Below are 17,441 nucleotides of genomic sequence, written 5' to 3' on the forward strand. Positions count from 1 at the left end.
CTGACGGTGGCGGGAGGCGTGGCGGTGCGCGACGATGGCGGGAGGCCCGGCGCTTCAGCGGCGTGAGGTTCAGCGCTTCAGCCACTGCACCTCGTACCCCGCCAGGTCGACGCGGCGCCCGTCGACCTTCGCGCTGGTCCGCCGGTCGAGGGTGTTCACCACAAGGACCGCCTCGTCGTCGGCGAGGACGCGGACGTGGGGGCCGTCGTCGGCGGCGACCGTCACCGTCTCGTACGCGGTGCCGGGGCCGAACTCCTTGCCGAACCGCTCGATGAGCTCCAGCATCGGCAACTTCGCCCCGCCGTCGGCCTGTTGGGTGGCCGTCCACAGGCAGCCCGCGCATTTCGCGCCCCGCTTCTGCGGGTTCCAGTAGAAGCCGCTGGTGGCGCCGCCACGGGCGATCGCCATGAGGCCCGAGGCGTGGACGGCCACGCGGTGCGCCTCGGACCAGTCGTCGCGGTTGTCCTGGCTGTCGCCGGGCTCCACGTAGTACTCGGCCCACCACAGGGGCAGGTCCCCGGTCCGCTCGCGCACCCACTCGCCGACGGCCGTGAACTTGTCGGTGGCCTTGAACTCGTCGGGCAGCAGCTCGTCGTCCTCGGTGTAGCTGGCGCCGTCGACGACGACGAAGTCCGCGCCCTTCTTGTGCTTGTTCCAGTACTCGAAGGCGTCGAGAGGCCGCTGGTCGAGCCGGCCCCAAGGCCCCTCCACCTCGGAGGCGTTCTGGGTCTGGCGGGGGTCGATGCTGTCCATGACCAGGTAGGGACCGCCGACCATGATGTCCCTGTTGACCTTCTTGAGCTCGCGGTAGACGAGGTTGTAGAGCTCGGTGTAGCCCTCGTAGTCCCAGCGGGCCTCTTCGTTGTTCCAGAAGCCCTTGAACTCGTTCCAGACGACGAAGTGGCGTACGTCGGGATAGCGCTTGGCGACGGTCGCGGCGAGCCGCGCGAAGTCGTCGTAGTGCTCGCGCTCCGGGGCGGTCTCCAGGGCCTGCTGGCTCCAGTCGGTGTTCTCCGCGCCGGGCTCGCCGCCCTTCATCCAGTCCGGTGCGCAGCACAGCGTGACCACGGGCGTGCCCCTGCTCGCCCGGACGAAGTCGATCCGGCGGTCCATGTCGGAGAAGTCGTAACGGCCGTCGACCGGCTCCGGGTTGCCCGCGCCCCAGCCCATGATGTGCTGGATCTGCGGGACGGGCCGCCCCTGTCCCGCGAGTCCGGCGCGGACGCGCTCGACGGCTTCCTCCTCGCCCTCGTCCGCGCTGTACTGGGTGTGGGTGAAGCCCCAGCCGACCTCCGGATCGGCGTCCTTGGGCGGAACCGCGGGCGTGCCGTGCACCTTGTCGCCGTCCCGGGTGGTGCCCTTGGTGCTGCCACCGTCCCCGGGAAGCGTGTCGATCAACGTGATCACCAGGGCCAGTAAGGCCAGACCGACTCCGAGCAGTGCGGCGAGTCGCCACCGCCGTGCTTCCGAAAACCACCCATGACGTCCCATCAGCGACAAGCGTATCGGGGGTCATACGCGGTAGGACAGGTTCCGGACCACAGCTCCGCACCGCGGCCACGGCGCTCGGAAGTGCGAACGGCGCAAGCGGAGCGCCTGCGCAAACCGGGTGCGCGCGGGCGGTGCGTGCCGGATCATGTCGGCATGTCTGCGAACCCCCAGGACGCCCTGCCGATCCGGCTCAACGTCGACGACAGCGACTCCCCGTCGGATGTCGTGGACGCCCTCTTCCTCGGCCGTTTCGCGACGGGCGAGCAGCCCTTCTCGCACAGCGCGAACATCGACCGCGTCAAGTCCGGTTCCACGCTGCTGCCGCCCGCGGCGAAGGTGCTGCGCGCGGCCCGCGACGACGACCGCAGCGCGACGCTCGCCGAGGGCGACGGTTGGACGCTGCTGATCTCCCGCTGGAACCGGGGCGCGGACGTCACGGTGACGGCGACCACCGCCGAGCTCGCCGAGAAGGTGCTGAAGCAGGCCACGGACGGCGCGCAGGACGAGCCCGAGCCCCAGCCGGAGAACGTGACCATGGGCTTCTGGTACGTCTCCCCGCGGCGCGGCCCGCACCGCACCACCCGCCAGATCTCCGCCGGTACGTGGGAGGAGGTGCGGCCCAACTACACGGCGCCCGTCGCCGACGCCATGGACAAGCTGATGAAGACGGTGCCCGATGACATCTCGGGCCGGCTGCTCCTCCTCCACGGGCCGCCGGGCACGGGCAAGACGTCGGCGCTGCGGACGCTCGCGCGGTCATGGCGGGACTGGTGCCAGGTGGACTGCGTGCTCGACCCGGAGCGGCTGTTCAGCGACGTCGGTTACCTCATGGACATCGCGATCGGCGAGGACGACGGGACGGCGAAGGGGCGGTGGCGGCTGCTGCTCCTGGAGGACTGCGACGAGCTGATCCGCGGGGAGGCGAAGCACACGGCGGGCCAGGCGCTCTCGCGCCTGCTCAATCTCACGGACGGGCTGCTCGGCCAAGGGCGGAACGTTTTGGTGGGCGTGACGACCAACGAGGACCTGGAGCGCCTGCACCCCGCCGTGGTCCGCCCCGGCCGCTGCCTGGCCCGCATCGAGGTCGGCGCGCTGACCCGCTCCGAGGCGGTGGACTGGCTCGGCACGGAAGAGGGCGTGGGCCGCGAGGGCGCCACCCTCGCCGAACTCTTCGCCCTGCGCCGCGGCACAGCCCCGACCTCGGTACCGGACCAGCGGGAGGGCGCGGACTCGGGGTTGTATCTGTAGGAACGCGATCCGGGGCCGGGCCTGGAGGGCCTGGAGCAGGTGGGCCGGGCCTACCCGGAGCTTCCGTAAGCGGCGCGCAGGGCGTCCCGTACCGCGGTGAGTGCGTCCTCCTCCGAAAGGCCGAGGCGGCGGGTCCGCTCGGCGTACGACTGTGCGGCGGTGGACGCCTCCTTCGCGGCCGCGTCACCCGCCGCCGCGACGAACGTCCCGTTCCGCCCCCGGGTCTCGATGACCCCGTCGGACTCGAGCGCACGGTAGGCCTTGGCCACCGTGTTCGCGGCGAGCCCGAGCGACTCGGCGAGCCCTCGGACCGTGGGCAGCTTGTAGCCGACCGGCAGCGCCCCGGACCTCGCCTGCTCGGCGATCCGGGCCCGCACCTGCTCGTACGGCGCGTCGCTCGCGCCCCCATCGATGTGGATCTTCAGTGTCACGGAGCGATTGTCCCGCACGTCGCGCCTCCGGCGGCACCGCCGCGGCCACGAGGGTCGCGGCGGCGGTCATGGCAGCAGTCGGGGCGGCGAAAAATGGGAGGCGGCCCGGCGCGCCCCGCACGTAGCGTGCGGCTCCATGACAGTGATCGTCCGAGCCCTCGCCCACGGCGCGCCGACAGCCGCCGCGGACGACGCGGGTTTCGCCGCCGTACGCCGGGCCTGCGTACCCGCCATGCTCGCCACTCCCGAGTCCGTCGCGTTCGACCGGGCGCACGCCCATCCGGACTCCGCCTACCGGCAGTTGGTCGCCGAGACGGACGGCGAGATCATCGGCACGGCGCAGGTGGGCATCGCCTACGACAGCCCCGAGCCGGGCCAGGGCTACGCCAACGTCTACGTCCACCCGGACCGGCTCGGCAGGGGCGCCGGAACGCTGCTCCTGCGCACCGCGGAGGATTACCTCGCGGACGCGGGCGCCCACACCGTCTACTCGTGGGTGCTCGACGAGCCCGCGAACCGCGCCTTCGCCGAGCGCCACGGCTACCGGGCGCGGCGCAGCGCGCACTTCCTCCGCCTGGACCTGGCGCACGGCACGCTGCCGCCCCGCCGGGAGCCGCCGGCCGGGGTGGAGCTGGTCAGCGGTTCGGTTTTCGAGGACGACGCACGCGCGCTGTTCGCGCTGGACGCGGAGACGGTGGCGGACGAACCGAGCGATGTGGCCGCCGAGTTCACGGACTACGAGCACTGGCTCGCGGAGACCTGGCACCATCCGCTGGTCGATCAGGAGCTGACCAGCGTGGCGCTGGTGGACGGCCGCCCTGCGGCGTTCAGCCTGGCCCGCACGGACGGCGCGGGCCGCTACGCGTCCAACATGACGGGGACCGCCCGCGCCCACCGCGGCCGTGGCCTCGCCAAGCTCGCCAAGAACGACTCCCTGCACCGGGCCCGCGCGGCGGGCTGCACGGAGGCGTTCACGGGCAACGACGCCGGGAACGGACCGATGCTGGCGATCAACGAATGGTTCGGTTACGAGATCTGCGCGACGGAGGTCCGCCATGTCCACACCCTCGGCTGACCCGGCCGACCCGGCCGACCCGGCGACACCGGCGGTCACCCTGGAGATCGCCCTGGTCAAGGCGGGCCGCACCAAGATCCGCTACCCGGCACGGCTCGTCCGCGACGACGGAACCAGGATCACCGTCCGCGCCCCCTGGGCGGCCCCCGACGCCCGCGACTTCGGCTTCGTCCGCTTCGAGCCGGGCGACGTCTTCACCGAGCACTACTGGCGCGACCGGTGGTACGCGATCAAGGAGGTGTACGCCGCGGACGGCACCCTGAAGGGCTGGTACTGCGACGTCACACGCCCCGCGGTCCGCACCGGCTCCGTCCTCACGGTGGAGGACCTGGATCTGGACCTGTGGTGCTCGGCGGACGGCGGCACCGTACTCCGCCTGGACGAGGACGAGTTCGCAGCGAGCGCCCTGCCCACCACGGACCCGCCGGCTGCCGCCGCGGCGGTCCGCGCCCTGGAGGAACTGGAGGCGATGGCCATGGGCAAGGGCTTGCTCGCCGACTAATCGGCGACCGGCTCCACGTGGTGGATCCCACCGGCCCGCGCGGGGGCCAGCGGTGTCGGTGTCGCTGTGCGGGCGCTGTCGTACGCGACGGGCTCGTCGTCCGACTGCCAGTGGACGATGAAGCGTTCGCCCGCGTGCCAGGCGGTCAGGGCCGCGCGGCAGTACGCCACCATGTCGTGCGGCAGCGCGGACAGGGGGTGCCAGACGAGCTCGGCGCATTTGGCCGGCTCGGCGTTGAACGGCTCGCCGCCCGCGCCGTGCTCCGCGGAGAAGAACCAGCCGGTGCGCAGTGCCTCGCCGGGGCCGCGGTGCTGGACGACCGCCTCCGCGCGCAGGTCGGCGGGGGCCAGGTCGAGGCCGACCTCCTCGCGCGCCTCCCGGAGCATGGCCGCGCGGACGTCCTCGCCATCCTCCACGTGGCCCGACGGGAGGTGCAGCAGACCGTCGCCGTACCCGGTCCCGGCGCGGCGGGACAGCAGGATCTCGTCGCCGCGGCGCAGGATGAGGTGGACGTCGACGATCTCGGTGTGCCGCGCCGGAGCGGCCGGCACCACCCCCACCACCGCATACCGCTCGTCGTCGACCTGTCTGCCCCACAGTCGCGCGTCCCCCGAGAGGCGCTCGGAGTGGAGGTGGGAGACGAGTGGGGTGAGGGCCGAGACCAGGCGGGGCATCGGGAGCCCGGCGGGGGCCACCGTGCCCCACACGCCCTCGATCAGGATCAGCCGGCCGCCGGGGCGCAGCAGTCCGCGCCAGCGCCGCAGGGTCGCCTCGGGGTCGGGCAGCATCCACAGGATGTGCCGGGCCAGGACGACGTCGAACTGCCGTCCCTCGACCGGCGGGTGGTCCGCGTCGCCGACGAGGACCTCGGCGCCCCGGCCCACCAGCTTCTCGCGGGCCCGCTCCACCATGGCCGGGGACAGGTCGACCGCGGTGACGCGGTGGCCCCGGTCCGCGGCGAGCAGGGCGAGGCTCCCGGTGCCGCAGCCCAGGTCGAGGACGTCTCCGGGGGTGTCGGGCAGCCAGTCCCGCAGGCGGTCCGCCCATGCCAGGCGCACCGTCTCGTCGCGCAGGCCGTGGTCCGGTTCGTCGTCGAAGGTGGCTGCCGCGGCGTCCCAATCGACGGGCGCGATCGCCTCGTTGTTCGTCATCCCCAGATGGTCGCAGCCACCACTGACAATCGGCCCTCGATCAGAAAGCGGCCGCCAAGAGGTCTACGGCGGTCCTCGAATGGACATCGGTAAGGCAGGGAGTCGGAAGTCAGGGAGGCCGCCATGCGCCGAGTGACCACGCACAAACCCGCGGGCAAGTCCGTCAGCCGCCGGGTGCGGGACCGCCAGGAGGCGGAGGTGCGGCCGCAGGAGAGGCCCGAGGTCCGCAAGGACATCCAGCGGACGTGGTGGCCCGACGGGTGAGATCCCGTCAGGTGTCCAGCCGCTTGCGGTAGTGGATCCGGTCGTACGGCCCCTCCACCCGCCGCTCGACGAACTCGTATCCGTACCGGGGGTAGATCTTCTGGTTCTCCCACATCATCGCGTTGGTGTAGAGGCGGATCTCGATCAGGCCCAGCGCACGCGCGTGGTCGTCCACGAAGGACAGCAGGCGGCGGCCCACCCCCTGCCCCGCGGCATCGGGGTGGACCGCGATCGACTCCAGGAGGAGCCGGCCCTCGTACGGACGCGGGACGAGCACCAGGAGACCCACCACGGGGTCTCCGGTGACGTACACGAAACCCGCCGCGACATCGGCCGCGTGGTCGGCCTCCATCGGGCTGGGGACGAGCCCGATGCGTTCGATGTAGTGGTGGTACGCCGCGTCCGTGACGGCCCGCACGGCGGGGACGTCGGCGGCGGTGGCGAGACGGATGTCCGTGTGCTGCGGGGCGTTCTCGGGCGTCGTCATGCCTCTACGTCTACGTCACGCCGGCGCGCCCGCGACACCGCCTTCTTCAACAAGGGCCACGCCAGGATCAGGACGACGAGTCCATAGACCGTCAGGGAGAACGGTGTGTCGACGAGGCCGCGCACGCTGCCGTCGCTGATCTGCAGGGCCCTGCGCAGCTGTTGCTCCGCGTTCGGGCCCAGGATGACGCCGATGACGGCGGGCAGCACGGGCAGTCCGTAGCGCCGCATGCCGAAGCCGATCAGGCCGATGACGAGCAGGATGACGAGGTCGAGGGATTCGCCGCCGACCGCGTAGGCGCCCACGGCCGCGAAGAAGAGGATGCCCGCGTAGAGGTAGGGGCGCGGGATGCGCAGGAGTTTCGCCCAGAGCGGGGCGAGGGGCAGGTTCAGGGCCAGGAGCAGCACCATGCCGACGAAGAGTGAGGCGATCAGGCCCCAGACCAGGTCGGCCTCGCGTTCGAAGAGGAGCGGGCCCGGCTGGATGCCGTACTGCTGGAAGGCGGCGAGCATCACGGCGGCGACGGCGGTCGTGGGCAGGCCGAGCGTCAGCATGGAGACGAGGGTGCCCGCGGCCGAGGCGGACGACGCCGACTCGGGGCCCGCGACGCCCTCGATGGCGCCCTTGCCCCACTCCTCCTTGTGCTTCGAAAGCCGCTTTTCCGTCACGTACGACAGGAACGTCGGGATCTCCGCGCCGCCCGCCGGGATCGCGCCGAACGGGAAGCCGATGAGGGGTCCGCGCAGCCAGGACTTCCAGGTGCGCCTGACGTCGTCCCTGCCCAGCCAGGGGCGGCCGACCGGGATCGCCCGGGCGCTGGTGCGGCGCAGGTGGGCGGCGACCCAGAGGGCCTCGCCGATCGCGAAGAGGCCGACCGCGACGATCACCACGTCGACGCCGTCGGCGAGTTGGAGCGAGCCGAAGGTGAGCCGCTGCTGGCCGGTCATCTGGTCGAGGCCGACCAGGCCGATGGTCAGGCCGATGAGAAGCGAGGCGAGGCCGCGGACACGCGAGGAGCCGAGCACCGAGGTGACCGCGATGAACGCGAGGACCATGATGGCGAAGTAGTCGGGCGCGCCGATGTCGACGGCGAGGTCGGCGACGGTGGGCGCCAGGGCCACCAGCAGGAGCGTGCCGATCATGCCGCCCGCGAAGTGGCCGATGGCGGCGGCCGCGAGGGCCTGCGCGCCCCGCCCGGCCTTGGCCATCGGATGGCCTTCCATGGCGGCGACGACGGCCGCGCTCTCCCCCGGTGTGTTGAGCAGGATGGAGGTGGTGGAGCCGCCGAACATCGCGCCGTAGTAGATGCCCGCGAACATGATGAAGGCGCCGGTCGGTTCGAGTCCGTAGGTCACCGGGAGCAGCAGGGCGACGGCCATCGCCGGGCCGATGCCGGGCAGCACGCCGATCGCGGTGCCGAGGAGGACGCCGACGGCCGCCCAGAGGAGGTTGACCGGGGTGAGGGCCGTGCCGAAGCCGTCCATGAGGGAGTTGAAGGCGTCCATGTCACAGCACTCCCATCAGGGGGCCGCCCGGCAGGGGCACGCCGAGCAGGTTGTTGAAGACTTCGTACGTGACGACGGAGAGCACGGCGGCGATGAGCGGGTCGCGGTCGAGGTGGCGGCTGCCGAGTGCGTAGGCGGAGCCCCAGAAGAGCAGGGCGCCCGCGACGGGGAAGCCGACGGGTTCGATGAGGACGGCGGTGGCGAGGAAGACGCCCGCCAGGATCAGCACGGTGCGCCAGTCGGCGGGTTCGGACAGGTCGATGTCCTCGCCGCCCTCGGCCTCGCCGCGTCCGCCGCGCAGCACGTCGACGGCGAGCAGGACGGCGACGACGAGCAGTCCGACGCCGACCGCGACCGGGACGGTCTTCGGGCCGACGGGGCCGCGCTGGGTGATCTCGACGTCCATGGTGAGGGCGTCGGTGAGGACGAGGGCGCCGAGGGCGAGGAGCAGGACGGACACGCCGAGTTCGGAGTGTTCGCGCAGCCAGGCGCGGCGGTCCCGGTCCCGCGGCTCGTGGGGGACGTCGGTGGTGGTCACAGCCCCAGCTCCTTCAGTACGGACACGACGCGCTTGTCCTGGGCCTTCAGGAAGTCGCCGAAGTCGTCGCCGGTCAGGAAGGCGTCGTCCCAGCCGTTCTTCTTCAGGGAGGCGCGCCACTCCTTGGAGGCATGCAGCTTCCTGACGAGCCCGGTGAGTTTCTTGCGCTCGGCGCCGCTGAGGCCGGGCGGGGCGACGATGCCGCGCCAGTTGGTGAAGTCCACGTCGTACCCGGACTCCTTGAGGGTGGGCCCGTCCAGGCCGCGCACCCGCTCCGGTCCGGTGACCGCCAGCAGTCTGAGCTCACCGGACTTGATCTGGTCGAGGTACTCGCCGACTCCGGAGACGCCGAAGGCGACCTTGCTGCCGAGGATGGAGGCGAGCAGTTCGCCGCCGCCGTCGAAGGGGACGTAGTTGACCTTCTTCGGGTCGATGCCGGCGGCGCGGGCCATCAGCATCGGGGCGAGGTGGTCGGGGCCGCCGGGGGACGAGCCGCCGCCGACGGGCACCTTGCCGGGGTGCTTCCGCCAGGCGTCGACGAGTTGCTCGATGGTCTTGTACGGGGAGTTCTTGGCGACCACGACGACGTCCTGCTCCTCGGTGAGGCGCGCGATGGGCGTCGTGTCGGCGAGGGTTTTGGGTGAGTGGTTGGAGCGGGCGGCGCCCACGACGCCGAGGCCCATGGACATGGCGAGCTTGCCGTTGCCGTGCTCGCCGACGAGCCGGCTCAGGCCGACGGTGCCGCCCGCGCCGGGCAGGTTGAACACCTCGATGTTGTGGGTGAGTCCGGCGTCCTCGGCGTTCTTCGCGGCGGTGCGGGCGGTGATGTCGTAGCCGCCGCCGGGGGTGTTGGGGACCATGAAGCGCAGGCCGGGGATCTGGGTGCCGGTGTCGGCGCCGCTGCCCGTGGTGAGCAGCGGCGGCGCCACGAGCACGAGGAGGGCGGCCCCGAGCAGGGCGAGGGGGGTGCGCAGGCGCACGTGTGCCACCACCTGTCGGCTGTAGTCGGTTGTGAGGTGGCCCACATGTTGCCCGCGCGCCGACAACCTGTCTCTCTTCCGGAATCAACGGACGTTGTGGTCGTTGTGGTCGCGCCCATAGCCTGCGGCGATGACAAGGGTGCTGGTGGTGGACGACGACTTCATGGTCGCCAAGCTGCACAGTCGGTACGTCGCCGCGGTGGCGGACTGCGCCGTGGTCGGGGTCGCCCACAGCGGCGCGGAGGCGGTCGACGCGGTGGAGCGGCTGCGCCCCGACCTCGTCCTTCTCGACGTGTATCTGCCGGACATGGACGGCATCGCGGTGCTGCGTGAGCTACGGGCGGCCGAGGAGCGCGATCCGGCGCGCCGGCCGGTGGACGCGCTGTTCATCACGGCGGCGCGGGACGCGCAGGTGGTGCGGGCGGCGCTGCGGGCCGGCGCCCTGCACTATCTGATCAAGCCGTTCAACCAGGCGGCCCTGCATGAGCAGTTGAGGCACGTGGTGGCGCTGCGGGCCCGCCTGGACGGTCTGGAGGAGGCCCGCCAGGAGGACGTCGACCACCTCTTCGGCGCCCGGCCCCCTGGCTCCAGGGAGCTGCCGAAGGGCCTCGCGGCGCACACGGCGGACCTGGTGGAACAGATCCTCCGCGACCACCCGGAAGGCCTCTCTGCCTCGCAGTGCGCCCAGGCGGGCACCCTCTCCCGCGTGAGTGCCCGCCGGTACCTGGAGTTCTTCACGACGACGGGCAGGGCCGAGGTGACGCTGCGGTACGGGGGGACAGGGCGGCCTGAGCGGCGGTACCGGTGGGTGGGGTGACGGGGGCGGTGCGGAGGACGTCGCGGTTCCCGCAGGGCGGGCCGGGCTCGGTTCGGCCGCGCCGTTTCGCCGGACACATGGCTCTCTCCCTGGTTGAGCCTGGCGATCCCTGGCGAATAGTGGCGCGCGGTCGAGCGGGTGCCTGGCGCGCCGGTAGGTTGCGAGATGCCCGGCGCTGTCTCTCCCGGAACGCCCGCCTGTTCGGGCGGGTCCCAACCCAGTTGGGGACGTAGAGAGACGGGAGGCCGGGCATGGTGGACGGACCGGGACGGAAGGGCAGGTGCCGCAGGCACCCTCGGCGGTACGAGTGGGTGCAGCTGGCGGCACTGTCCCTGACAGCGGTCGCCGCCGTCGCGGGGTGCGTCGAACGCTTTCTGTGACGCATGAGGTGTGAGCCGGACGGCTGGTCGGGCAGTGAGCGAGCCCGGCCGACGGCTGCTCGGCCGGACTCACCCGCCCCGCGCACGGGCCTGGCTCCGGGCTGCATTCCCGGAGCCGGGCCTTTCGTGTGTGCGCGAGGAGCATGCGGCACGCCTCCGCGGGCCCGCGTGCACTCCTGGACGAGATAACCCCATGTCACGGCACTCATCAAGCCGTTCCGCCCACCCGGTTCGGCAATTTGCGGCTTTTGCCGGTGGCGAATGACCTTGCTAACCCTGGCGTCTGCGTGGCGCGGAACGGGGAACTCCCAGGTGGCGGACGGCCGGGGGTGGCGAACCCTGGCGTATTGGCGCCCGGGTCAGGGCGATCCCGGGACACACGGGACACCCATGTGGTATGTCCGAGGCGCAGTCTGAGCCCTCGGTTAGCTCTCCCTTAAAGCGACCATAAGGATCTCCGTTCCCCGTCCTCAGCAGGGGTTTTCGCGGATTTCAGGGGCTAGCTTTCTGGTCGCCCCCTGAACCGTCGTTGAGGAGAACCACCATGACTGCCCGCCGCCGCAAAGTGTCCGCCATCGCCGCCGTCGGTGTCGCGCCGCTCGCCCTGACCGCCCTGTCGGTCACGCCCGCCGCCGCGCACGGCTCCATGACGGACCCGGTCAGCCGGGTCTCCGCCTGCTTCCAGGAAGGGCCGGAGTCCCCGAAGTCGGCCGCCTGCAAGGCCGCTGTCGCCGCCAGTGGCGCGCAGGCCTTCTACGACTGGAACGGCGTGAACATCGCCAACGCCGCCGGCAAGTCGAAGGAGATCATCCCCGACGGCAAGCTGTGCAGCGCGAACAACGACAAGTACAAGGGCCTCGACCTGCCGCGCGCCGACTGGCCCGCCAGCAAGCTGTCCGCGGGCAACCACACGTTCCACTACAAGGGCACCGCCCCGCACAAGGGCTCCTTCGAGCTGTACGTCACGAAGGAGTCGTACGACCCGACGAAGCCCCTGAAGTGGTCGGACCTGGAGGAGAAGCCCTTCGCCAAGGTCACCGACCCGAAGATGGAGAACGGCGACTACGTCTTCGACGGCAAGGTCCCCGCCCGGCAGGGCCGTCACCTGATCTACTCGGTCTGGCAGCGTTCGGATTCCCCCGAGGCCTTCTACACCTGCTCCGACGTCGTCTTCGGCAAGGACACCGGCGGCTCCGGCGCCGCCCCGGCCCCGACCGCCTCCGCCCCTTCCGACCAGGAGATCGCGGCGGGCGCCGAGAAGTCCACGGTCGAGCACCACGGGCACGGTGACGCCGACGCCGCGACGGGCGCCAAGGCCACCGAGGCCGCTCCGGCCGCCGATGCCCCCGACACCCCCGATGCCGCCGGTGCCGGGGACGCCCCGGGCAACGCCCCCGAGGTGAAGGGCGGCGCCGAGAAGCCGGTCTCCACCGCGAACGACAACCTCGCCGAGACCGGCGGCGACAGCACCACCCCGTACATCGCGATGGGCGGTGCCGCCATTCTGGCCATGGGTGCCGCGGCGATGTTCGCCACCACCCGTCGCCGGGCCGCCGGACGCCACGGCCGCTGACCCGGCCCGGGCGTTCCGTCTAGGACAGGCAGGTGGTCGGGGTCGCGTGCGCCGGGTCCAGGGCGTTCGCGACCTCGTGGTGGGCGACGCGGTCCAGGACACCGACCGCGACGTGCTCCGCCAGGTCGACGGGGCACAGGTCCTGGACGGTTACGTTCCGCACGCCGGGGCCGTCGAGGAACTGGCTGCGGTACGGGGTGACCACCTCGTCGTACTTGGTGGCGATGACGGTGTAACGCACCCCCGGCACCGTGTCCCCGCCCTCGTTGAGCTTGGTCAGGAAGGGCGAACCGGCCACCTGGTCGGCGAGGGCGGGGGTCTTCGTGGTCAGCAGGTCCTCGATGCCGGGGAAGTACGGCAGCAGCCTGGTGAGACCGAGCAGAGTGGTGCCGTGGTTGTCGGGGGCGAGGCCGATCAGGGCGTTCACCTCGTCGGCGCCGCCGAGGAACTTGAGGTAGTGGCGGGGCATCATGCCGCCCTGCGAGTGGCCGACGAGGTCCACCTCCTTCGCGCCCGTCGAGGCGAGCACCTTGTCGACGAAGCCGTCGAGCTGCTCGGCCGACTTCTCGACGGGGCCGAGTCCGTGGAAGAACGGCACGCCCTTCAGCTGGCCGTAGTCCAGGGAGTAGACGCAGTAGCCGCGCTTGACGAGGTAGGGCGCGAGGACGAGCCAGTTGTCGACGGAGTTCCCGAACGTGCCGTGCACGAGGACGACGGGGCGGGGGTGTGCGGTGGACGGCTTGCAGTCGTAGTCGTTCCACCCCCGCGACACCGCCGTCGTCGTCGAGGTCTGCGACGCGTCGGCGGCGGCCGTGGCGGCGGGAGCGAGGGTGACCGCGCCCGTGACGAGCAGGGTGGCGGCGAACGCGCGCAGCGCGCGTCTCCAGGAGGGCAGCATCGTGTGATCTCCTTGCGGCTCAAGGGAGTACGAGGGTGTGCGTGGGGCTGCGATGGGGGTGCGATGGAGGTACGCCCTGTGATCCGGATCGACAGGATGCCGTGCTCACGTCAAATTACGCGCGAGTAGACGAAGACAGAAGCGGCGCGCCGGTAAAACTTCCAGCGTTCACTGGCACGGTCCTGCCCGCCCGCCCCGAGCTCACCGCGTCGGCGTCACGAGCCCCGTCTCGTACGCGATGATGACCAGCTGGACCCGGTCACGGGCGCCGAGCTTCGTGAACAGGCGCGCCACGTGCGCCTTCACCGTGGCCACGGTGATGAAGAGCTCGGCGGCGATCTCGGCGTTGGCCAGGCCGCGCCCCACGAGAGTGAGGACCTCGCACTCCCGGTCGGTGATGCCCTCCACCGCACGCGGCGCCGGCGGCGGGCCGGACTCGGGACGCGCGGCGAACTCCTCGATCAGGCGCCGGGTGACGCTCGGTGCGATCAGGCCGTCCCCGGCGGCGACCACCCGGATCGCCGCGAGGATGTCGTCCAGCGCCATGTCCTTGACGAGGAAGCCGCTCGCGCCGGCCCGCAGGGCGCCGTAGACGTACTCGTCGTCGTCGAAGGTGGTCAGGACGACGACTCGCGGTCCGGCGGGATCTCCCTGGTCCGCCGTGATCAGGCGGGTGGCCTCGATGCCGTCCATGCCCGGCATGCGGATGTCCATGACGACGACGTCCGGGCGTACGCCGTCGGCCAGCCGCACCGCTTCTGTCCCGGTGCCCGCCTCCCCCACGACCTCGAGGTCCGGGGTGTCGGCCATCAGGACCCGCAGGCCGGCACGGACCAGCGGCTGGTCGTCGGCGAGGACGACGCGCACGGTGCGGCCGGTCATCGGCCCACCGACACGGCGGACGCAGACACGGACTCAGCCCCGGACTCGGGCACGGGGAGCCGGGCCGACACCCGGAAGCCGCCCTCGGGGCGCGGCCCCGCGGTGAAGCGGCCGTGCAGCAGGCCGACGCGCTCCCGCATGCCGACGATGCCGTATCCGGTGCCCGCGCAGAGACCGCCACCGCCGTCGTCCTCGACCTCGACGCGCACCTCGTCCGCGTCGTACGCGATGGTCACCCGGCACTCCCCCGTCCCCGCGTGCCGCACGACGTTGGTGAGCGCCTCCTGAAGGATGCGGAACGCCGCCAGGTCGATGTCGGCGGGCAGCGGCCGCCGTTCGCCGTACAGCCGCACGTCGGCGCGGACCCCCGCGTCCAGGGCCGAGGCGACGAGGCGGTCGAGGTCCGCGAGGCCGGGGGCCGGGTCGAGCGGCGCGTGCGACTCGGCCGATGAGCGCAGCGCGACCAGCGTGCGCCGCAGCCCCGCGAGCGTCTCCCTGCTGGTCGCCTCGATGGTGGCGAGCGCGTTGCGCGCCTCGGCGGGCTGCGTGTCGATGACGCGGCTGCCGACGCCCGCCTGGATGGCGATGACGCCGATGCTGTGCGCGATCATGTCGTGCAACTCCCGGGCGATGCGCAGCCGTTCGGCGGTCACCGCCTGCTCGGCGGCCCGCGCGCCGAGCGCCTCGGCGTGCGCGCGGCGCTCCCGCACGGAGTCGCCTGCCAGCCAGGCGGCGAGCGTCGCGAGGGCGATGAACGCGGCGAGCTGGACCACCCGGGCGGGGGTCTGCCCGAGGCTGGTCAGATGCGTGCCGAGCTGCGCGCCGAACGCCAGGACGGCCGCCACGACCGAGGTGCGGCGCGGCCGGACGGCGGCGATGTAGCCGACGGCGAGATCGCCGAGCAGCACCTGCAAGTACACGATCTCCGAGTTCTGCATCTGCGTGCGCGCGACGGCCCAGCCGGCGAGCAGCACCGCGAGGGCGGGCAGCGGCCTGCTCCGCAGGAGCGCGCCCACCAGCGCGGTGAGGACGATCAGCGGGACAACGGTCACGGCACTGAAGCCGCCGCGCCCGTCGCGCATCACGAAGTACAGGGCGAAGGGGTACACGAGCGCGGCACACCAGGCGACCGGCGTCAGCCAGGCACGCGGCGGCCGGGGGTGTGCCGGCCGGGCCCGTACCGACCGCCACCGGGCCGTCGAAGCGGCCCGGGCCGTCACGGTCGCCCCGCCCCAGGCGGGTGGTGAGGTGGGCGGGGCCGAGGCCTCCGGTGTCGCGTCCATGTCCCGATCGTAGGCGCGCGGCCCTGACCTGGGCATGGGCCCGAAGACGTACGCCCACGGGCTACCTCCCCGGGCCGGAGGGTGGCCGAGGGGCCGATGCCGAGGGCCGTGCGTGCGCGTCACCGTGTATCCCGTGATCGAAGTCCATGAACTGACCAAGCGCTACGGCGACATCACCGCTGTCGACCGTCTCTCCTTCACCGTGCCGCCCGGCCGGGTGACCGGCTTCCTCGGGCCCAACGGCGCGGGCAAGACCACCACCTTGCGGATGCTGCTCGGTCTGGTCGCGCCGACCGCCGGGGCCGCCACGATCGGCGGCCGCCCGTTCCGGGAACGCCCGCGCGGGCTGCGGCACGTCGGCGCGCTGCTCGACGCGGGCGACGTGCACGGCGGGCGCACCGCGCGGGCCCATCTGTCGGCCCTCGCCCGCAGCAACGGCATCCCGCGGCGCCGGGTGGCCGAGGTGCTCGGGGAGGTGGGGCTCGACCGGGCCGCGGGGCGCCGCGTCGGCGGCTTCTCGCTCGGCATGAGGCAGCGGCTCGGGATCGCTGCCGCGCTCCTGGGCGACCCGCCGGTGCTGCTGTTCGACGAGCCCCTCAACGGACTCGATCCGGAAGGGGTGTTGTGGATGCGGGGCCTCTTCCGGCGGCTGGCCGACGAGGGGCGCACCGTCCTCGTCTCCAGCCACCAGATGAGCGAGATGGAGAGCTCCGCCGACCACCTCGTCGTCATGGGCAGGGGTGCGCTGATCACCGCGGAGAGCGTGGCACGGTTCGCGGCGCGCGGCATCCGGCCGGGGGTGCGCGTACGCAGTCCGGAGGCCGTCGCCCTGTCTGCCGCGCTCACCGCGGAGGGCGCCGTCGTGGAGGCGGCGGACGGGGACGTCCTCACGGTCGGCGGTCTGGCGGCGGACCGCGTCGGGGAGCTCGCCCACCGGCACGGTCTGCCCCTGCACGAACTCACGCCCCGGGCCGCCTCCGTGGAGGCGACGTTCCTGGAACTGACCGCCGGCAGCGTCGAGTACACCGCGTACGGCACGCGGCCCTCGTCCACCACGGGAGAAGCGGGAGCGGCCCGATGAGCCCCGCCCCCGCCCCTGCCCCCGCCCTCGCCCTCGCCCCGGAGCGGCCCCGTTTCACCGACCTCCTCGCCGCCGAGTGGATCAAGCTCTGGTCGCTGCGCTCCACCTACTGGATCCTCGGCGTCGGCGCGCTGGTCGTCGTCGGGATCAACGTCAACTCCGCCCGGTCCAACGCCGATCTGCTGGCGCGCGGGTCGGCCGCGTCCCCGGGCGGGATCATCGGGATCGACCCGATGCACACCGCGTTCGTCGAGCCCGCCTACCAGATCCTCATGATCGTCGCCGGCAGCGTCGGCGCCATCGCGGTCTTCGGCGAGTACGCCAGTGGGCTGATCCGCACGACGTTCGCGGCCGTCCCCGACCGCCGTGCGGTGGTGGCGGCCAAGACGTGCGTCGTGGCGGTGGTCATGTTCGGGCTCGGCGCGGTCGTCTCCGCGGCCTCGTTCGGTCTGACCCAGGCCGTCCTGAGCGACACCATCGGCCTGTCGATCGGCGCGCCAGGCGCCCTGCGCGCCGTGGTGGCGTCCGCGCTGCTCGCTCCCCTGTGCGCGCTGGTCGGCATGGCGCTCGGCGCGCTGGTCAGGCACGCGGCGGGCTCCGTCGTCGCGACCCTGGTGACCCTGTTGCTGCTGCCCGCCCTCTTCCGGGGCGAGACGTACCGCTGGGTCAAGGAGATCGGCAACGCGATGCCCCTCACGGCCTGGGAGGCGCTGGTCGAGAACCCCGCGACGGACCGCCCGCCGGGCAGGTACCCGGAGTCGATCGCCGAGGCGTGGACCGTCTTCGCGGCGTGGCCGCTCGTCGCGGTGATCGTCACGGTGGTCGTGGTGCGGCGCCGCGACGCGTGACGCGGGC

General features: G+C 72.4%; 18 protein-coding genes. 8 read left to right on the plus strand and 10 right to left on the minus strand.

What is annotated here, in order from left to right; all coding sequences use genetic code 11:
• Nucleotides 1-69 precede the first annotated feature (69 nt).
• Complete coding sequence (locus ACH4D5_RS33380) at nt 70-1,491, minus strand: xylan 1,4-beta-xylosidase (RefSeq protein ID WP_398310015.1); 1,422 nt, start codon at nt 1,489-1,491, stop codon at nt 70-72.
• A gap of 153 nt (nt 1,492-1,644) precedes the next feature.
• Between ACH4D5_RS33380 and ACH4D5_RS33385 the strand changes: the two genes are divergently transcribed.
• Entirely contained in the window at nt 1,645-2,739 is a 1,095-nt protein-coding gene (locus ACH4D5_RS33385; protein ID WP_398310018.1) for a DUF5925 domain-containing protein, read from the plus strand.
• Between the two features lie 50 nt (nt 2,740-2,789).
• Here the strand turns inward: ACH4D5_RS33385 and ACH4D5_RS33390 are convergent, their stop codons facing one another.
• Nucleotides 2,790-3,170 carry a GntR family transcriptional regulator gene (locus ACH4D5_RS33390; RefSeq protein WP_398310021.1) on the minus strand — a complete coding sequence of 127 codons (381 nt, stop codon included), beginning with the start codon at nt 3,168-3,170 and terminating at the stop codon, nt 2,790-2,792.
• A 136-nt stretch (nt 3,171-3,306) separates the two neighbouring features.
• Here ACH4D5_RS33390 and ACH4D5_RS33395 point away from each other — a divergent pair, with 136 nt between their 5' ends.
• Together ACH4D5_RS33395 and ACH4D5_RS33400 are read left to right on the plus strand one after the other, a co-directional pair.
• Nucleotides 3,307-4,245, plus strand: a complete 939-nt coding sequence (locus ACH4D5_RS33395; protein ID WP_398310024.1) for a GNAT family N-acetyltransferase — start codon at nt 3,307-3,309, stop codon at nt 4,243-4,245.
• Entirely contained in the window at nt 4,226-4,747 is a 522-nt protein-coding gene (locus ACH4D5_RS33400; protein ID WP_398310027.1) for a DUF402 domain-containing protein, read from the plus strand. Before ACH4D5_RS33395 ends, ACH4D5_RS33400 begins: the two co-directional genes overlap by 20 nt.
• On the opposite strand, the gene ACH4D5_RS33405 is transcribed toward ACH4D5_RS33400, so the two are convergent.
• Nucleotides 4,744-5,898 (minus strand): methyltransferase domain-containing protein, encoded by a 1,155-nt coding sequence (locus ACH4D5_RS33405; protein ID WP_398310030.1) that lies wholly within the window; start codon nt 5,896-5,898, stop codon nt 4,744-4,746. The genes ACH4D5_RS33400 and ACH4D5_RS33405 overlap by 4 nt on opposite strands.
• A 123-nt stretch (nt 5,899-6,021) precedes the next feature.
• Here ACH4D5_RS33405 and ACH4D5_RS33410 point away from each other — a divergent pair, with 123 nt between their 5' ends.
• A complete protein-coding gene (locus ACH4D5_RS33410; RefSeq protein ID WP_398310033.1) occupies nt 6,022-6,162 on the plus strand; it encodes a hypothetical protein in 141 nt (46 codons plus the stop codon).
• A 7-nt stretch (nt 6,163-6,169) separates the two neighbouring features.
• Here ACH4D5_RS33410 and ACH4D5_RS33415 read toward each other — a convergent pair whose 3' ends face one another.
• The 4 genes from ACH4D5_RS33415 to ACH4D5_RS33430 are packed head-to-tail and all read right to left on the minus strand — an operon-like array spanning nt 6,170 to nt 9,672.
• Nucleotides 6,170-6,649, minus strand: a complete 480-nt coding sequence (locus ACH4D5_RS33415) for a GNAT family N-acetyltransferase (RefSeq protein ID WP_398310036.1) — start codon at nt 6,647-6,649, stop codon at nt 6,170-6,172.
• The gene (locus tag ACH4D5_RS33420) at nt 6,646-8,154 is read right to left on the minus strand and encodes a tripartite tricarboxylate transporter permease (protein WP_398310039.1); all 1,509 of its coding nucleotides are present in this window, start codon (nt 8,152-8,154) and stop codon (nt 6,646-6,648) included. The genes ACH4D5_RS33415 and ACH4D5_RS33420 overlap by 4 nt, the downstream gene beginning before the upstream one ends.
• Nucleotide 8,155: 1 nt before the next feature.
• On the minus strand, nt 8,156-8,692 hold the full coding sequence (locus ACH4D5_RS33425; RefSeq protein ID WP_398310042.1) for a tripartite tricarboxylate transporter TctB family protein: 537 nt from the start codon (nt 8,690-8,692) through the stop codon (nt 8,156-8,158).
• The gene (locus ACH4D5_RS33430) at nt 8,689-9,672 is read right to left on the minus strand and encodes a Bug family tripartite tricarboxylate transporter substrate binding protein (protein WP_398310273.1); all 984 of its coding nucleotides are present in this window, start codon (nt 9,670-9,672) and stop codon (nt 8,689-8,691) included. The genes ACH4D5_RS33425 and ACH4D5_RS33430 overlap by 4 nt, the downstream gene beginning before the upstream one ends.
• Nucleotides 9,673-9,802: 130 nt before the next feature.
• Between ACH4D5_RS33430 and ACH4D5_RS33435 the strand changes: the two genes are divergently transcribed.
• Both ACH4D5_RS33435 and ACH4D5_RS33440 read left to right on the plus strand, forming a co-directional pair.
• On the plus strand, nt 9,803-10,489 hold the full coding sequence (locus ACH4D5_RS33435) for a response regulator (RefSeq protein WP_398310045.1): 687 nt from the start codon (nt 9,803-9,805) through the stop codon (nt 10,487-10,489).
• A gap of 924 nt (nt 10,490-11,413) precedes the next feature.
• Nucleotides 11,414-12,442, plus strand: coding sequence for a lytic polysaccharide monooxygenase (locus tag ACH4D5_RS33440; RefSeq protein ID WP_398310048.1), 1,029 nt, complete (start codon nt 11,414-11,416; stop codon nt 12,440-12,442).
• Nucleotides 12,443-12,461: 19 nt separating this feature from the next.
• On the opposite strand, the gene ACH4D5_RS33445 is transcribed toward ACH4D5_RS33440, so the two are convergent.
• The 3 genes from ACH4D5_RS33445 to ACH4D5_RS33455 all read right to left on the minus strand — a co-directional run bounded on the left by ACH4D5_RS33445 (nt 12,462) and on the right by ACH4D5_RS33455 (nt 15,505).
• Complete coding sequence (locus ACH4D5_RS33445) at nt 12,462-13,340, minus strand: esterase/lipase family protein (protein WP_398310051.1); 879 nt, start codon at nt 13,338-13,340, stop codon at nt 12,462-12,464.
• 201 nt (nt 13,341-13,541) lie between these two features.
• Complete coding sequence (locus ACH4D5_RS33450; RefSeq protein ID WP_398310054.1) at nt 13,542-14,222, minus strand: response regulator; 681 nt, start codon at nt 14,220-14,222, stop codon at nt 13,542-13,544.
• Nucleotides 14,219-15,505, minus strand: a complete 1,287-nt coding sequence (locus tag ACH4D5_RS33455) for a sensor histidine kinase (RefSeq protein WP_398310057.1) — start codon at nt 15,503-15,505, stop codon at nt 14,219-14,221. The genes ACH4D5_RS33450 and ACH4D5_RS33455 overlap by 4 nt, the downstream gene beginning before the upstream one ends.
• Nucleotides 15,506-15,638: 133 nt before the next feature.
• Here ACH4D5_RS33455 and ACH4D5_RS33460 point away from each other — a divergent pair, with 133 nt between their 5' ends.
• A complete protein-coding gene (locus tag ACH4D5_RS33460; RefSeq protein WP_398310059.1) occupies nt 15,639-16,586 on the plus strand; it encodes an ABC transporter ATP-binding protein in 948 nt (315 codons plus the stop codon).
• Nucleotides 16,583-17,434, plus strand: coding sequence for an ABC transporter permease (locus tag ACH4D5_RS33465; RefSeq protein ID WP_398310062.1), 852 nt, complete (start codon nt 16,583-16,585; stop codon nt 17,432-17,434). The genes ACH4D5_RS33460 and ACH4D5_RS33465 overlap by 4 nt, the downstream gene beginning before the upstream one ends.
• The last annotated feature ends 7 nt before the right edge of the window (nt 17,435-17,441 follow it).

It is taken from the genome of Streptomyces sp. NPDC018029 (genome assembly GCF_044327655.1).
Classification (GTDB): domain Bacteria; phylum Actinomycetota; class Actinomycetes; order Streptomycetales; family Streptomycetaceae; genus Streptomyces.

Coding starts and splice junctions, on each gene's coding strand:
- ACH4D5_RS33415 (WP_398310036.1), bottom strand. CDS start 6,649: ATGACGACGCCCGAGAACGCCCCGCAGCACACGGACATCCGTCTCGCC.
- ACH4D5_RS33380 (WP_398310015.1), bottom strand. CDS start 1,491: ATGGGACGTCATGGGTGGTTTTCGGAAGCACGGCGGTGGCGACTCGCC.
- ACH4D5_RS33465 (WP_398310062.1), top strand. CDS start 16,583: ATGAGCCCCGCCCCCGCCCCTGCCCCCGCCCTCGCCCTCGCCCCGGAG.
- ACH4D5_RS33410 (WP_398310033.1), top strand. CDS start 6,022: ATGCGCCGAGTGACCACGCACAAACCCGCGGGCAAGTCCGTCAGCCGC.
- ACH4D5_RS33405 (WP_398310030.1), bottom strand. CDS start 5,898: ATGACGAACAACGAGGCGATCGCGCCCGTCGATTGGGACGCCGCGGCA.
- ACH4D5_RS33440 (WP_398310048.1), top strand. CDS start 11,414: ATGACTGCCCGCCGCCGCAAAGTGTCCGCCATCGCCGCCGTCGGTGTC.
- ACH4D5_RS33385 (WP_398310018.1), top strand. CDS start 1,645: ATGTCTGCGAACCCCCAGGACGCCCTGCCGATCCGGCTCAACGTCGAC.
- ACH4D5_RS33450 (WP_398310054.1), bottom strand. CDS start 14,222: ATGACCGGCCGCACCGTGCGCGTCGTCCTCGCCGACGACCAGCCGCTG.
- ACH4D5_RS33455 (WP_398310057.1), bottom strand. CDS start 15,505: ATGGACGCGACACCGGAGGCCTCGGCCCCGCCCACCTCACCACCCGCC.
- ACH4D5_RS33445 (WP_398310051.1), bottom strand. CDS start 13,340: ATGCTGCCCTCCTGGAGACGCGCGCTGCGCGCGTTCGCCGCCACCCTG.
- ACH4D5_RS33435 (WP_398310045.1), top strand. CDS start 9,803: ATGACAAGGGTGCTGGTGGTGGACGACGACTTCATGGTCGCCAAGCTG.
- ACH4D5_RS33395 (WP_398310024.1), top strand. CDS start 3,307: ATGACAGTGATCGTCCGAGCCCTCGCCCACGGCGCGCCGACAGCCGCC.
- ACH4D5_RS33400 (WP_398310027.1), top strand. CDS start 4,226: ATGTCCACACCCTCGGCTGACCCGGCCGACCCGGCCGACCCGGCGACA.
- ACH4D5_RS33420 (WP_398310039.1), bottom strand. CDS start 8,154: ATGGACGCCTTCAACTCCCTCATGGACGGCTTCGGCACGGCCCTCACC.